General features: G+C 69.3%; 15 protein-coding genes and 1 pseudogene. 7 read left to right on the top strand and 9 right to left on the bottom strand.

The annotated features are described in order from the left end of the window. Positions 1-29: 29 nt before the first annotated feature. Positions 30-548: pseudogene (locus tag OG844_RS02165) on the bottom strand (LLM class flavin-dependent oxidoreductase); the annotation flags it as partial. A 161-nt stretch (positions 549-709) separates the two neighbouring features. Beyond that, complete coding sequence (locus tag OG844_RS02160) at positions 710-1,810, bottom strand: DUF4037 domain-containing protein (protein WP_406387725.1); 1,101 nt, start codon at positions 1,808-1,810, stop codon at positions 710-712. Between the two features lie 432 nt (positions 1,811-2,242). Between OG844_RS02160 and OG844_RS02155 the strand changes: the two genes are divergently transcribed. Beyond that, positions 2,243-2,860 (top strand): TOPRIM nucleotidyl transferase/hydrolase domain-containing protein, encoded by a 618-nt coding sequence (locus OG844_RS02155; RefSeq protein WP_406387723.1) that lies wholly within the window; start codon positions 2,243-2,245, stop codon positions 2,858-2,860. Between the two features lie 91 nt (positions 2,861-2,951). Here the strand turns inward: OG844_RS02155 and OG844_RS02150 are convergent, their stop codons facing one another. Next, positions 2,952-3,416 (bottom strand): GNAT family N-acetyltransferase, encoded by a 465-nt coding sequence (locus OG844_RS02150; protein ID WP_406387721.1) that lies wholly within the window; start codon positions 3,414-3,416, stop codon positions 2,952-2,954. Positions 3,417-3,569: 153 nt separating this feature from the next. Further along, positions 3,570-4,424 carry a hypothetical protein gene (locus OG844_RS02145; RefSeq protein ID WP_406387720.1) on the bottom strand — a complete coding sequence of 285 codons (855 nt, stop codon included), beginning with the start codon at positions 4,422-4,424 and terminating at the stop codon, positions 3,570-3,572. Between the two features lie 513 nt (positions 4,425-4,937). On the opposite strand from OG844_RS02145, the gene OG844_RS02140 reads away from it, so the two are divergent. The 3 genes from OG844_RS02140 (at position 4,938) to OG844_RS02130 (ending at position 7,885) form a co-directional block, all read left to right on the top strand. Beyond that, the gene (locus tag OG844_RS02140; protein ID WP_406387718.1) at positions 4,938-6,788 is read left to right on the top strand and encodes a serine/threonine-protein kinase; all 1,851 of its coding nucleotides are present in this window, start codon (positions 4,938-4,940) and stop codon (positions 6,786-6,788) included. A gap of 430 nt (positions 6,789-7,218) precedes the next feature. Beyond that, positions 7,219-7,536, top strand: a complete 318-nt coding sequence (locus OG844_RS02135; protein WP_406387717.1) for a hypothetical protein — start codon at positions 7,219-7,221, stop codon at positions 7,534-7,536. 187 nt (positions 7,537-7,723) lie between these two features. After that, positions 7,724-7,885, top strand: coding sequence for a hypothetical protein (locus OG844_RS02130; RefSeq protein WP_406387716.1), 162 nt, complete (start codon positions 7,724-7,726; stop codon positions 7,883-7,885). A 140-nt stretch (positions 7,886-8,025) separates the two neighbouring features. Here the strand turns inward: OG844_RS02130 and OG844_RS02125 are convergent, their stop codons facing one another. Both OG844_RS02125 and OG844_RS02120 read right to left on the bottom strand, forming a co-directional pair. Then, entirely contained in the window at positions 8,026-8,997 is a 972-nt protein-coding gene (locus tag OG844_RS02125) for a pyridoxamine 5'-phosphate oxidase family protein (RefSeq protein WP_406387715.1), read from the bottom strand. Positions 8,998-9,010: 13 nt separating this feature from the next. After that, the gene (locus OG844_RS02120) at positions 9,011-9,466 is read right to left on the bottom strand and encodes a VOC family protein (RefSeq protein WP_406387714.1); all 456 of its coding nucleotides are present in this window, start codon (positions 9,464-9,466) and stop codon (positions 9,011-9,013) included. 176 nt (positions 9,467-9,642) lie between these two features. Here OG844_RS02120 and OG844_RS02115 point away from each other — a divergent pair, with 176 nt between their 5' ends. Then, positions 9,643-10,218 (top strand): CGNR zinc finger domain-containing protein, encoded by a 576-nt coding sequence (locus OG844_RS02115; protein ID WP_406387713.1) that lies wholly within the window; start codon positions 9,643-9,645, stop codon positions 10,216-10,218. A 174-nt stretch (positions 10,219-10,392) separates the two neighbouring features. After that, positions 10,393-11,124 carry a S1 family peptidase gene (locus tag OG844_RS02110; RefSeq protein ID WP_406387712.1) on the top strand — a complete coding sequence of 244 codons (732 nt, stop codon included), beginning with the start codon at positions 10,393-10,395 and terminating at the stop codon, positions 11,122-11,124. Between the two features lie 75 nt (positions 11,125-11,199). On the opposite strand, the gene OG844_RS02105 is transcribed toward OG844_RS02110, so the two are convergent. From OG844_RS02105 to OG844_RS02095, 3 genes are all read right to left on the bottom strand, one after another. After that, a complete protein-coding gene (locus OG844_RS02105; protein WP_406387710.1) occupies positions 11,200-11,595 on the bottom strand; it encodes a DUF6355 family natural product biosynthesis protein in 396 nt (131 codons plus the stop codon). A gap of 236 nt (positions 11,596-11,831) precedes the next feature. Beyond that, positions 11,832-12,875, bottom strand: a complete 1,044-nt coding sequence (locus tag OG844_RS02100) for a zinc-binding dehydrogenase (RefSeq protein ID WP_406395967.1) — start codon at positions 12,873-12,875, stop codon at positions 11,832-11,834. A 37-nt stretch (positions 12,876-12,912) separates the two neighbouring features. Then, entirely contained in the window at positions 12,913-13,098 is a 186-nt protein-coding gene (locus OG844_RS02095; protein ID WP_406387709.1) for a hypothetical protein, read from the bottom strand. Between the two features lie 53 nt (positions 13,099-13,151). Between OG844_RS02095 and OG844_RS02090 the strand changes: the two genes are divergently transcribed. Continuing rightward, complete coding sequence (locus OG844_RS02090) at positions 13,152-13,616, top strand: hypothetical protein (RefSeq protein ID WP_406387707.1); 465 nt, start codon at positions 13,152-13,154, stop codon at positions 13,614-13,616. The last annotated feature ends 151 nt before the right edge of the window (positions 13,617-13,767 follow it).

Below are 13,767 nucleotides of genomic sequence, written 5' to 3'. Positions count from 1 at the left end.
CAGCCACGTCGGACGGATCCGGGGACCAACTACTCCGCAAGCCGGCCAAGCAGATCCCAGGTACGGCGGCGGTCGGTGTCCCCGGCGATGTCCGTCCCTGAGAACACCACCTCCGTGGCCCCGGCGTCCCGATAGCGTCGCACCTCGTCGGCGACGATGCGCTCGTCGCCGATCACCGCCACGTCGGCAGCCCGTTTGCCGCCGGAGAGCTCGATGGCCCTCGCATTGGACGGGAACTGCTCGTAGAACGCCAGCTGTTCGGCTGCCTTTGCGCGTACGGCGTCGGCATCATCGGTGACCACGCCGTACACCAGAGCCACAATTCTGGGCGCTGGGCGGCCCGCCGCCTCCGCCGCCGCGGTCACGGTCGGCACGATGTGCTCGGACAGGGCGCGGGGTCCGGCGAGGTAGGGAAGGATTCCGTCCGCCAACTCGCCACTGACGCACAGGGCTTGAGGTCCCATCGCGGCGACGAGGAGGGGCACGCCGGCTTCGGCTCCCGGAACGCGGGCCGGCAACGGTGTGGTCGCGGTGAGCAGTTCGCCGTGGATGACCGATCCGGCGGATCTCCGTCCCCCTCGGCCGGACCTGGCCGACGATTCTCGCCCTGTTCGCACCCCGCACGCCCGAGCACCCACACCCCCGGGCACCTCGTCGAAAGAATCCGGCCGCGCCAGAGGTCTTGAGCCGCTCACCCTCACCCTCACCCTCATCCGAGAGCGTTGATCGCCGCACGCACCGGACCTTGCTGCCCAAGAAGATCGGTGTTGTCCGTCCACTGGTCCACGCTCCCGGACAGAGGCAGGCCCCGCAGAACCTGGTCGGTGATCGTCCGTTCCAGAGCGTGCGCGAAGCGTTCGGCATGCAGCACCTGGAACGGGCGGTTGTGGTACCGCCGCCGTGTCGGGTCCACGTACTCGGCGAGCCCCGTGTCGTTCTGCAGAGCGGCCACGACCTCGTAGGCGTCACAGAGGTGCTGCTCACGCGCCGCGTACTCCGTTGCCGTCACCGCGCCCCGCAGCGACGGCATCAGGTCCTCGGCGACCGGCAGCCGACGGAACGCACTTCCCAGCCACTTGCTGTAGGGCGCGTACGTTCGTCCGAGGAGCAGGCACAATCGCATCAGGTCACGCACGAGCCGCCCGGTGACCACGGCCGATCCGAGATCGTCTCCCACCTCGGCGCAGCGTCCGACGAACGCTTCCTCCTGGGAGATCCGCTGCCACTGGCACGCCAACAGGTACCGCCACACCTCATCGGGGTACCAGGCCAGCTGGCGCCGTGCCGCCGTGAGCGTGCCGAGCCCGTCGTGGAACACCGCGCCCCCGGTGACCTCGGCGAGCCTCTGCTGCGGCATCGCCAGCCAGTCGCCCACCGTCGGCTCGCCGGACGCCGAACCGGGGCCGAGCCGACCGGCCAGCCATGTGCTGACGTCGTTCACCGCGACGCGGTGGTTCACCGGACCGTCCGTGCGCTCCATGAGACCCACCGGGTCGACCGGGTCCCCATGACGGAAATGGGTCGGCCAGCCCCGCACGTCCTTCGGCAGCCTTTCCCTCAGGAGTGCGTGCAGGTCGGCCCCGTACTCGGCAGCCGCCTTCGGTGCGAGAAAGAGATCCAGGCGCGGGCCCCAGTCGTGATCCGCCGACCGTGCGGTATCGAAGCCGAGCACCTCGGATCCGACACCTACCCTCGCGGCGGCGTACTGAAGCCCTGGATACGCCTCATCGAGAATCGGCCGCACCGCCTCCTCGTAGAGGATCCGCGACAGCTCGAGACCGGGGAGGAACTCGGGAACGGGAGTCGTCATGCGATCACTCTGCGAGGGAAGGACCACGAAAGCCACCGGGTATCCCCGTCCGCTCCCCGATCGGAACCGGTGGGGGAGCACCGCCGACGAGCCCGGTCGGAGCACCGGGCGGGGCGGGGGAGTGGCGAGAACCTGAGCGCTGACCGGCCGCTCGTACGCTCTGCTGCATGAGCGCACGCCGTCACCCAGCGGAATCCTGGCTGATACCCAGCGCCGCACTACCCTCGTCCCCGATCGAGGGCCAAGGTCTCTACGCCACGGTCCCGATCCCCGCCGGCACGGTGGTGATGCGCCTCGGCGGCACCCTGATCGACGACGCGGCCTTCGCGGCTCTCACGCCTTTCTGCCGACCGGGCACGACTGCCCGCAACCGACCGGGGCGTCGGCAGGAAATCCCTACCGTGACAGTCGGAAAGGGCGGAGACTCGTCCCATGGCTGACATGGGATTGTTCCGGGAGGCGGTCACCGCGTGGGCGGCCGGTGGTCCCGGCGACCCCGCGCGTGAACTCGCCACGGGACTGGGCGTCCGGGCAGCAGTCCTGCTCGAAGGGCCGAGCGACGTCGCAGCGGTCAGCGCTCTGGCTGGGAGCCGCGGCCGGAACCTGGCGGCCGAAGGAGTGTGCGTACTGTCGATGGGCGGTGCGATGAGCGTCGGGCGCTTCGCACACATCCTCGGGCCACCGGGCCTGGGCCTCCGCCTCACCGGACTGTGCGACGAGGCCGAGGCCCGCTACTACGCGCGGGGCTTGGAGCGGGCCGGTGCGGCACATCAGGGGTTCTTCGTCTGCGCGGCGGATCTGGAGGACGAGCTCATCCGCGCAGTGGGTGTGGGACGGGTGGAGGAGCTCGTCCAGGAGGAGGGCGACCTGCGTGCCCTGCAGACCTTCCTGCACCAGCCCGCACAGCAAGGCCGCACCTCGCAGCAGCAGTTCCGGCGCTTCCTCGGCACGAAGAAGGGACGCAAGATCCGTTACGGCCACGTCCTCGTCGAGGCCCTCGAGCCCGACCGCGTACCCGCACCACTCGACGACTTGCTCGCCGCCCTCTGACCGACTCGGCAGTTGAGGCTTCCACCGTCATCCGCCGGAACCTCCGGACCAGAGCGCGCGAGCCGCTCTGTCGAGTATTCAGAGGTTCCTGTCACGGGCGAGCAGCGGCAGGTTCCCGTGGGCAGAGGTAGAACAGCTCGGGGTCGCCCTCGTCCAAGCCGTGGAGCAGGCCGACCGGGCTCCAACCCGCCCGCTGCAGGAGCCGCTGCATCGGCTGGTTGGACACGTTCGTCGAGGTGAACAGCTTCGGGGTGGTGCGTGATGCCGCCGCGTGGGCGAGCAGGCGCGTACCCACGCCTCGGCCACGGGCGGCGGGCGCCACCATGAGCATTGCGACAAAGCCCTGCTCGAAGAACGTGTACTCCACCACGCAGTAGCCCAGGGCCCCCGACGCATCCTCGGCCATGGCGACGAGGCCCCGTCGGCACCACCGGTGGATGCTCATGCGCCGCTCGTCGTCGCCGTCCATCGCCACCGAGTCGATCTGAAGCAGCGCGTCCGCATCCCATTCGCGTGCGCAGCGCACGGCGATCTTCCCCAGTCCCTCTACGGCCATGAGGACCATGCTGCCAGCACGCCTCGCCTCGCTGCCCCGTCAACTGTCGTGGACCATGGCGTTGGCCGCCATCGCCATGCCGACCGGCCTCGTTCGGCAGACATGTGCCCGTTGTGACGTCGGAACGGCCGGCACAACGCCGGGTGGCCGGTGTCAGATTGCGGAGTTCTGCTTCAGGACCGACAAGGCGGCTACGGTCCGGTATCCGCGCCACTCGAGGGCGGCGGCCGGCGAATAGCTTACGAAATCGACCAACCAGCCACCGTCGTCCTGCTGTTCGGCAGCCAGCCGACTCAGCTCGGTGTCGATGACGTCCGCGTCGTACAGCGTGCGAGCGGGACGACCGGGAGCGGGGGCGATGTCGAGTGGCCGGATGACCTCGTCCGAGGAACCACCTTCGACAGGCAGCACACCACTCTCGGGGATGAACCGGCGGAGGCGGTCGAGCAGCGCTACCGCCTCCGGGCGGGTATCGGACACGGCGTCGAGGAAGCGCAACGCGAACGACAATTCGATCGCGTGCGGTCTGTCGCCGATCGCTTCGATTGCGGTCAGGCAGTACTGCGTCGCCCGGTCGAGCCAGGGATGGGCGGCGACGGCGGAGTCGTACGCGGCCACCCGCAAGGCAGCGCCGACTGCGAACGACGTGCTCTGCAGGGTGGAGACCTTCGGGTCGGCCTGGGCCCAGAACGGTGCGCAGCCGCTCGCGTCCTCGACCGGCAGGGCCAAGGGCAAGCCGCCGTCGGGTAGCGAGACCGACGCCAGCCAGTCGCACAGTTGCACCGCGTGTGGCGTTGTGGCCGGAGCGACCTCCTGGAACACCTCGAACGCGTGCAGCGCGCCAGCGGGCTGACTTTCGGGCGCACGCAGGTCCGGTTCGAGCCCCCAGCCGTACCCGCCGTCCTGATTGCGGTAGCCGTCGACGGCCGCGAGTACGGAGCCGGCGTCGGCTTCGCCGAGGATCATCTCGAACCGTCGACGATCGAGAACTCGGGCATGAGCGGCCATGAACGAGGAGGCCGCCGAGAGGTCTGCATTCATGCATCCACCATGGCACCGTCGCCGGCGTTCCGTCGGAACGTTCGGACACGTCCCGCTTCGGCAGCCCGGACGGGCTACCGAAACCGTCAGATCGGTTGGCCGACGGAACTGATAGTGCCGGAAATCCCGGGCGAGGTGTGTTCCGTGACGGGTGCGTCTCGTACGGCCGCCTGGCTACCCGCCTTCCGATCCGATTGCCAGGTCTGCCGTGGCAGGACGGACTGCGGGTGGGCTGCGCCCGGGACAGCCCACCGTTTGGAGGTCGGCTTGGCGGGTGCCGGGCGGATGTGAACTCGCTCTGGGTGACAGATGGGCCGTATCGCCGAGGGAGCCATGCGTCCCAATGTGCTGGCCCGCACGTCCCGTTGTCGAAGTCGGCGACGGCAACGAGGCGTACGGAGTGGGTGTCGGCTGCGGTGGCGTGAGGGTTCGGCCGGATTCTGCCCGGGTCGCATCAATGACGTGCAAGGATTCCACGCCATGCGACCACTGACTGACGAGGACCCGTCACACCTCGGCCCTTACTGGCTGCTCGGCCGACTGGGGGCGGGAGGCATGGGGCGGGTATATCTGGCGCGGCACCGTGACGAGACGGGTGACGCTCTGGTCGCAGTGAAGACGATCAGGGCGGAGATCGCCGAACATCCCACCTTCCGTGCCAGGTTCGCCCGTGAGGTGCGTGCGGCTCGTCGGGTCGGTGACGTGTGGACGGCACCAGTTCTCGATGCGGACACCGCTGGGACACCTCCGTGGATTGCCACCACCTACATCGCCGGCCCCACCTTGCAGAATGTGGTGGACGGGGGGTTCGGACCGCTGCCCTCGGCGTCCGCCCCTGTACTCGCCCATCGGATGGCTCTGGCCCTCACCGCGATCCACCGTGCTGGGATCGTCCACCGCGATCTCAAGCCGTCCAACGTGCTGCTCACCGCGCAAGGGCCCAGGGTCATCGACTTCGGTATCGCCAGGGCCCTGGAAGGGACCGACGCCGACACGCTGTCCTCGGCCGGTTCCGGGCCGGGTTCGCCTCGGTACATGGCGCCCGAGCAGGTGCGAGGCCAACAGGTCACCCCGGCCGGTGACGTGTTCTCCCTGGGTTCCGTGCTGGCCTACGCGGCAACAGGCCGGACTCCGTTCGGGGACGGGAGCTCCGGGATCCACGCCCTGCTCTTCCGTATCGCCTACGAGGAGCCGGATCTCACCGGGCTTCCGGAGTCGGTTGCCGACCTGGTCAGGGATTGCCTGGCGAAGGATCCGGCGGAGCGGCCAAGTACGACGCAGATCGCCGAGTGGACGAGGACCGCACCTGAAGGTGCGTGGCTGCCGCCGACCCTGCTGGCCCGGGTCCACCAGTTCGCCGGGGAGCCGGTGCCTGCCGTGGCCTTACGCGAGGAGGGCCGGGCGGGCTCCGGCCTTGCGGTGTTGTCAATCCACACGTCCGGGCCGTCGGCAGACTGGGACATGGGGCCGGAACCGGAAGTGGTGCATGCCTCCCCGCCCGCAAAGGACGAGACAGGCACGGACGTAGCCCTGGAGCCCGCGCCGAAACGCCGGCGCGGGCGCGTCGTGGCCGCCATGCTGACAGCCGGGGTCTTGGTCGCAGCAGCAAGTGCGTACGGACTCTGGGGCAGGGAGGACTCCCCTCGGGAGTCAATCCTCGACGCGACCGGGCCGGGCACCGACTTCTCGGGTGGGTGGCTGGCAGAGCACGGCGAGGACGTTCCCCTGTTCGTCATCCGCCTGGACATACCCCGGCGTGTCACGTCCGCCAACGGGATCGACGTCGTGGCGGCCACGGGTGACGGCATCTGCCGGGGCAGCGCGGTCGCGACGTCCAGGAGCGAGAAGGCGCTGGTTGTCTCTGAGTTCACGATGGACGGGGCTGGCCCGGGCCCGTCACGGACCTGCGGGGTACCGCGCAGCATGCGCCTGGAAGCCCGTCCAGACGGTTCGATGGCCTGGGTGGAGGGCAACGCCTCGACCGACGTGGAGTACGTAGAGCCGGGGTACGTGGAGGTGCCCGCCGTCCTGCGCGGTGTCTGGCGGGACGGCAACGGGCTGCGGATCACGTTCGGTGAAGGCGAACTCGGGTCGGACGCGGTGACCGGTGAACTGGTCGCAGGCAACCGTACGTGCCGATGGGAGGCCGCTCTTCTCTCGTACGAAAACGGGGTGCTGCAGACGACCGGTGCTCAACCGGTCGGCCGCGCGCCGAAGTGTAAAGCGCCGCGTGGCACCTACGACTATCAGCTGGCTGCCGGAGACCCAGACGTCCTCGTGCGGTCCTCGAAATCGGAGGCGCTCACCACGTTGCTTCGCCGCCAGAAGTAGGACGCAGTTCGCGGCTACCTGTCCGTGCCGAGCTGGTCCGGGCTGCCGCCGTCGAAGCGGTGATCGCCGTAAGCAGGGTGGTGCTGAATGTCTGGGGGAGTGCGGCCTGTGCCCATCACGCGTGTACGGGTGCAGCCCACCGACCAAGTGGCGAGTCACCTTCTCGAGGCAGACGGCAACTGAGGGCAGGCGGGCCGGCCGCAGTCCGTCAGCCGACGGACGACTGGTCCCGCGTACGTGCGAAGTGGCCCCGGGCCAGTACGAGGACCGTCCTGTCAGGAATGCTCAGACCGACCGTACGGTGATCGAGCGGGGCACGCATCTGCTGGTGTCCGCCAGCCATAAGAAGCCATCTCACTCGGGAACATCAGCGTCGGCTCACGCTTGCTGAGGCACGCATCTGATCTGCAGGGTGCGCAATACTCCGTCAATGAATATGCCGATCGGCCCCGTGATCCTCTTCGATGACGACTACTCCATGTATGTCCTTGAGGACCGAGCGTCTGCCGAGGCGTGGTGGGAGATGCCCGACGACTACTCATGCGGGTTCGACGCCCTGGCCAGACCGTTGCGCATGACGGGTGAGCCGCACCAGGTGTCCCTTGAACTCAACGGTGACGAACCGGCCGAGGCCGAATTGCGTCGTCTCGTCGCCAATCACTACCAGCGGTTCTCTCATGGGCAGGTCCCGCCCCGGTCGTGCGATCTTTCGGAGTTCGTGGCGGGGCTACCTGTCGAGGGTTCGTGACGCGGCTCCACCCGTCCAGCGCGACGCGCCGGCGCATCAGGACACGAGCCCGCGGTAGCAGATGAGGGTGCAGGCGATGCTGGTGAAGGCGATGTGCTGCGGGCCTCGACCAGGCCCGGCAACCATGTGCCGCGCTAGTCCGTCCTTTGCTGAGCGCTGTGACCAAGGCGGCCCCCCGTGGGCCGACATGGGTGGCATCTCGTGGCAGGGCGACCGTTTCGCCGAGTACCGGGACACCGGTCCGCGCGCGGGCACCGCGAGCAGCGACCGCCCGCAACTGACCGACAGCCAGGCCGCAGGTCAGGAGACAGTGGACTGGCTCGGTGCCTGGACGCCGACAGCGTCCTGACACGCCGCCTTGACCCGGCTCACTCTTCGATGCGTCTCACCGCTCCACCTGCTCCTCTTGCTTGATCCGTCTCATGGGGAAGCCCCGGGCCGATGGTTGACCGGGACTTCCCCGCGCTTGGCGTCGGTGCGACGTGCGTGTCATGGCCGATCAGAAGGTCTCCCGGCGACCGGCGGGTTGAACCGGGAGTATCCGGGCTGCGACCAGCGAAGGCGCGAGGTGGCCATGATCTCCCGCACGGCCGCGATCTCGAACTCGACGAGCCGCTGCGCCCCGGGGACGCGGGCGATCTCCGCCGCGTCCCACACCGTGCGGGCGGCGCCGGTGAGGTGCAGGGTGCTGCCCGTCTCCCAGCCGGGCAGCAGGATGCCCGCTGCGGGGTTGATTTCGAGGTTGCCCAGGGTCAGGAACATGGAGTTGCCGAGGTAGTCGGGCCAGCGCAGCCGGGTGGGCGAGAGCACCTCGACGAAGCCTGGGTTGCCGCCCCGGTGCGAGGCGTCCGCGTCGCCCTGGTCGGACGCGGTGGCGATGAAGAAGGTGTCGGCGGACCGCAGCGCCTGCTGCTGGGCGGGGCTCAGGGAGGTGCTGTCGGTGACGGAGCGGCGGTTGCCGGCGGTGAGGTCGGTCCTGGGGTCGTCTGCGGGGAGGAGGCGGTAGTCGCGGGTCTGGAGGTACTTGGGGCAGTTCGAGACGACCTGGTCGAGGTCGATGCGCAGGCCCGCACCGTCCTGGACGGAGCGGCCGTTGATCCGCATACGGCGGCGGGTGGCCGGTTCGATGGCGATCGCGCCGACCCGGGCAGGGGCGGGCGCCTCGCCCACCCCCGTACCGAGCAGGACGCCGGCGAGCGGATCCTCCGGCAGGGGGAGCGCACCGACACGCAGAGTCCGGGGGTCGGGTGTGGTCAGGAACCCCGGCTCGCCCGTGAGCTGGGTGGCCCAGACCCGGCCCGCCCTGTCGGTGCCTCCCAGCACCAGCATCGGCTGTCCGGCGAGGAAGGCGGCGGCCACTTCGGGAATGCTGTCCTTGAGCGCTCTGCCTGCGGACCCGGCCTGCCGGGTGAGGCCGGCCCGGTCCTGTACGGCGATCTCACCGCGGTGATAGCTGTCCACGACAGGCTCCCTCCTAGAAGAACCCGCAGGTGGGAGCACCGGCGGTCGGCGCATCCGACGGGTCGGCCCCGGTGGGCGCGTAGATCTCCAGACGGGTGCCGTCGGGGTCGGTGAAGAAGATCCCGCCTGACGTGCCGTGCTCCCCGTGCGGGACGACGCCGTCGTACGCGAACGCGGCGCCGAGCCCGCGCAGCACCTCTTCGGTGGCCCGGACCTCCTCGACGGTGTCCACCTGGAAGGACAGGTGATGCAGGCCGGGCAGGTCCGCCGCGAAGGTGCCCTCGCTCTGCTGCCAGAGGGTGACGAGCAGCCTGGACCCGCGGCCCAGGAACGCCCAGCGGCGGTCGTCCTCCTTGCCCTCGGCCAGCACGTCGAAGTCGAAGACCTCGCGGTAGAAGGCGAGCGAGCGGTCCAGGTCGGTGACGTTGAGGCCGATGTGGCCGGTCTGCAGTGTCGGTGCCTTGCTCATGGCTGCTCCCCATGCTTCCGGGTCAAGGCTGCGAGATGCTTCTCGTAACCGTTGAAATGAAAGTTAAGGGTTAGAACGAGCACCGTCAACCGGTCACGGGGGCTTGGCCGGTTAGTATCGATGGTGGTGAGCCGCCCTGTCGGTGGCTGCCTGTCCGAGACGGAAGGGCCCGACCCGTGCCGCACACCCCGGGGATCGATCCGCGTCCCCTGACCGGCGAACCGCCGGCGCTCGACCTGCTGAACACGCGGTGGATCGGCCCGGAGGGGTATCACGACCTGCTGGAAACGCCCGAGGGGCTGGCCATCTGGCTCGCCGCGCCCACGGTCCGGGAACTCACCGGCCCGTACGAGCCGCCGGCCGACGCCGCCACGCTCGACCGGCTCCTACGGGTACGTGCGGCACTCGACGGCCTGGTGGCAGGCGGGGACCCGCCCCCGGAGGGCGCGGTGAAGGCGCTCAACGAGGTGCTGTCCCATGGTCAAGTACGCCGGATCCTGGGTCCGGACGGGACGCCGCGCACGCGGGTGGACGTGGACGACGCGACCTGGGCGCCCGCCTGGCACGCGGCGGAGAACTGGCTGGAACTGCTCGCCGGCCGCCCCGAGCGCATCCGCCCGTGCGCCAACAACGCCTGCATCCTGCACTTCTACGACATCTCGAAGAACGGGACCCGCCGCTGGTGCTCGATGGCGGGCTGCGGGAACCGCGCAAAGGCCCAGCGCCACTACGCGCGCCGCAGTGGCGCCTGACGCGAGGCCGGCCGGTGCTGGAAGAGGGTCGGGAAATGGCAGGGTTGGCGGGGGGAGGCGTGATTACTCCCCGGTCACTCTCCGCTCACCGCCCTACGTCACCTTGTGGAAGGTGGACTGGCGAGCATAATGGCAAGGGCATGACATGTCAGCTCCGCACTACGGGGAGGGAACATGATTCCGCAGCGCATCGACAGGTCGTTCCGCGCAGCCGCCTCGGCGGTCGCAGCGATGATCCTGCTGCTCAGCTGGCTCAGCGCCGCAGGGTCGACCTCGTACGCGCAGGATTCCGGTGGTCATGCCACCAGGTCGGCCGGCAAGGCGATCGAGGTGCGTGGCGGCGACGTCATCCACAGCAACGCCGGAACGCGCTGCACCGTCGGCTTCAACGCCCGCAGCGGCAGTAGCCTCTACGGTCTGGTGACGGGTCGCTGCGCCCAGGGGGCCACCCGTTGGTACGCGGACGCGAGCCTGAGCGTGCTCATCGGCACCACCACGAGCGCGAGCTTCCCCGGCAACGACTACGCGCTCGTCCGTTACACGAATTCGTCGGTGGTCTTCCCCGGCGAGGTTTCGCGCGGCTCCGCCGGCGGGGTGCAGGACATCACGGGTGCCGCGAATCCGACGGTCGGTCAGTCCGTCTGCCACGTGGGCCGGGTGACCGGATACCGCTGCGGCACAGTCACGGCCGTGAACGTCACGGTCAACTACCCCGAGGGTGTGGTGAGCGGACTGTTCCGCTCCAACATCTGCTCCGAGCCCGGCGACGTGGGTGGCCCCGCGTTCGCCGGTAGCACCGCGTTGGGCGTCATCGTCGCCACCACCGGAAACTGTGCGGCAGGAGGAGCCACCTACTACCAGCCGGTCGTGGAGTGGCTGTCGGTGTACGGCCTGTCCCTCTACTAGGTGCCGACGGAACATTTTTGCGGAGCCGGACTCGGACCGGTGCGCAGGGCCCCCGGCGTGACCGGCACATCCACCTCAGTGGGGGGTGTGTCCGGTGCGGTCTCCGCTCCGGCACCCGGCACCGCCGATGTAGTACGCGTTGAGGTAGTTCGGCCCCGCACCCGGCAGTTGCGTGGCTCCGGGGCCGACGCAGAGATGGAAGTCGTTCCCGCTGCCGCCTCCTCTGACGTCGACATGGATCAACACCGTGGTCCCACCGCAGTGGTTGTATGCGGCGAACCGGGACTCTCGGACGCTGTACCGGAAGAAGCCGCACTGTGGAGCGGTGCTCGCAGCAGCCTGCTGCACTTCCGGACCACGGGCGGATTCGGCGAACGAGGGACCCGTGGACGTCACCATCGCCGTGGCGATGAGCGCGCTTGACGCCAGTGCGACGGTGACCCGAGGGGATGTGGGCAGGGAGAGTTTCACGAACATTCCTTACGGTGAGCCACTGTGAGCCATGACGACGGGCGACGAGCTGATTGCGTTCGCCGACGCCACAACACCGACTGCACAGCCACTCACCGACAGCAGCACCATAACGCTACGTCGGATTGTCGTGGCCGTATGTCACCGGATCGAGTGGTGGGGCGAGAGGAAACCAACGAGGCTCCCAGCGCGCTCTTCGTCGAACGGTCCGGGTAGGGCGACAGGCCCGACGAACCTCACGGAGTGACGGTGATCTTTCCTACGTGTGTGCCGCGCCGGAATTCCTCCTGGGCGGCGTGGAGTTCGCCAAGCCGATAGCTGCCGGCGATGCGGGGTCGTACGGTGCCGTTGCGAGCCATTTCCGCCAAGGAGGCGAAGTGGGCGCGGGTGTGCATCGAGGAGCCGATGAGACTGAGGTTGTGCAGGTACAGACGGCGTAGGTCGAAGGTGACGACGGGCCCGGCGACAGCTCCGGCGATGACCCAGCGAGCACCATCGCGCAGCACGGGCAGGAGTTGTTCGAGCCACGGTCCGCCGGCCACGTCCGCGACGGCATCGAGGCCTCCGGGCGCCAACTCCCTCAGCCGGTGCTGCAGCTCTGCCGGTTCTGCCTCCCGGAAGACGACAGCCGCAGCGCCTGCCTCCCGCAGTGCGGCCTCCTTGGAGGTACTCGTGAGCGCCACCACCCGTGTGCCGCGAGCGGCGGCGAGCTGGACGAGCGCGAGTCCGACCCCGCCGGAAGCGCCGGTCACCAGCACCGTCTCCCCGCTCCTGATGCGGGAGCGTTCCAGCATGCCCATCGCCGTGCCGTAGGCCACCGGAAGGGCGGCAAGTTCCTGGTCCGAGAGCGGGGAGGCGCTCATGTCGTGGACACGATCGGCATCGACCGCTACGTAGGACGCGAAGCCGCCGTCCGCTTCGCTGCCGAGCAGTCCGACGGGCACGGCGTCGTCGCGGGCATCCGCATAGAAGGCGGGATCGACCAGGACCCGGCGACCCAGCCACGCGTCGGGCACGTCCGCGGCTGTTTCGCTGATGACGCCCGCGATGTCGCCGCCCTGGATGCGGGGGAAGTCCAGTGCTCCGCGCCAGCCGGCCTTCGCCGCGGGGCGGCCGGGCAGCCCGTACGCGCCTTCCCTGGTCCACACGTCAGTGTTGTTGACTGCCGCCGCGCCTACGCGCACGAGCACTTGACCGTGCCCGATGCTCGGTAGCGGCCAGTCATCTCGAAGTTCGAGTGCCTCCGGACCGCCGTGCCGGAAGAGAACGGCGGCAGTCATCACGGTGTCGTTCACCCGCCCATTCTGCGGGCACGGATCACGCCCGCCGAGGGTTGAACGAGCGGGTGTCGCCCGTCGCGTCGGCGAGTACCTCCTGCGGCCGACCGTCGTGCGGAGGGGGACGGGGGCGGCTCACGAGGTACCACCGTTCTCCGTCTCGGCAGGCATCATCGAGAACGGCGGCGATCTCGTCGAGTACGTAGAGGGGTGGGGTGTAGGGCACGCGCAGACGGTGGACGAGGGCGGCGTCGGCCGCGAACCGTGGGCCTGCCGCGCGTGCGACCCCGTTCCGGCAGGCTTTCGATCCACGACGGTGTCGGCGGGGGCGGTGGTCAGCCGCAGCCACAGGGCGAGTCCGCCGGGCGGGAACCTGCAGACGAACGTCTTCCAGAACGCGGCGGCTTACCTCGGCCCCCTCGGAGACACCCCGGCACGGCCCGCCTCACGCCGGAGAACTCCCGTCGCCTGCACGCTCTCGCCGCTTGGTTCACCCTGCGGGCCTACGGGCAGGACGGCCGCCGTGAGATCACCGAAAGGTGCGTCGGATGCGCACGCGCCCTGGGTGACGCCGTCGAGAGCACACCCGGCCTGCGGCTCCTGGCGCCGGTCGGCCTCAATGTCGTCTGCTTCACCCTCGCCGACGACCCCACCGTCATGCAAGGACGCATCGTCGAGTACTGGATCCAGATCGACCGGCAGCAAATCACCGCGCAGCTGCAGCGAGCGGCAACCGAGCACTGATCCCGACCCATGGCCCGGTCATCCGTTCGTCGTCCTGGAAGTCGTGCTCTCCGACCAGGCGGAGGCGGCCATGGCGGTGGAGTCGCCGCTCGTGCTCAGGTGATGTGGAGTCACCGGTCGACACGCGGTCGAAGTGGCGCCTGGTTCCACC

This window comes from Streptomyces sp. NBC_00887, from assembly GCF_045207585.1.
The sequence above is the reverse complement of the archived record's forward strand: the minus strand, read 5'-3'. Positions and strand labels throughout refer to the sequence as shown.

Bases quoted from the DNA above. Each gene is read 5' to 3' on its own strand.
- OG844_RS02140 (WP_406387718.1), top strand. From the start codon at position 4,938: ATGCGACCACTGACTGACGAGGACCCGTCACACCTCGGCCCTTACTGG.
- OG844_RS02100 (WP_406395967.1), bottom strand. From the start codon at position 12,875: ATGACTGCCGCCGTTCTCTTCCGGCACGGCGGTCCGGAGGCACTCGAA.
- OG844_RS02110 (WP_406387712.1), top strand. From the start codon at position 10,393: ATGATTCCGCAGCGCATCGACAGGTCGTTCCGCGCAGCCGCCTCGGCG.
- OG844_RS02135 (WP_406387717.1), top strand. From the start codon at position 7,219: ATGAATATGCCGATCGGCCCCGTGATCCTCTTCGATGACGACTACTCC.
- OG844_RS02155 (WP_406387723.1), top strand. From the start codon at position 2,243: ATGGCTGACATGGGATTGTTCCGGGAGGCGGTCACCGCGTGGGCGGCC.
- OG844_RS02145 (WP_406387720.1), bottom strand. From the start codon at position 4,424: ATGGCCGCTCATGCCCGAGTTCTCGATCGTCGACGGTTCGAGATGATC.
- OG844_RS02120 (WP_406387714.1), bottom strand. From the start codon at position 9,466: ATGAGCAAGGCACCGACACTGCAGACCGGCCACATCGGCCTCAACGTC.
- OG844_RS02150 (WP_406387721.1), bottom strand. From the start codon at position 3,416: ATGGCCGTAGAGGGACTGGGGAAGATCGCCGTGCGCTGCGCACGCGAA.
- OG844_RS02160 (WP_406387725.1), bottom strand. From the start codon at position 1,810: ATGACGACTCCCGTTCCCGAGTTCCTCCCCGGTCTCGAGCTGTCGCGG.
- OG844_RS02130 (WP_406387716.1), top strand. From the start codon at position 7,724: ATGGGTGGCATCTCGTGGCAGGGCGACCGTTTCGCCGAGTACCGGGAC.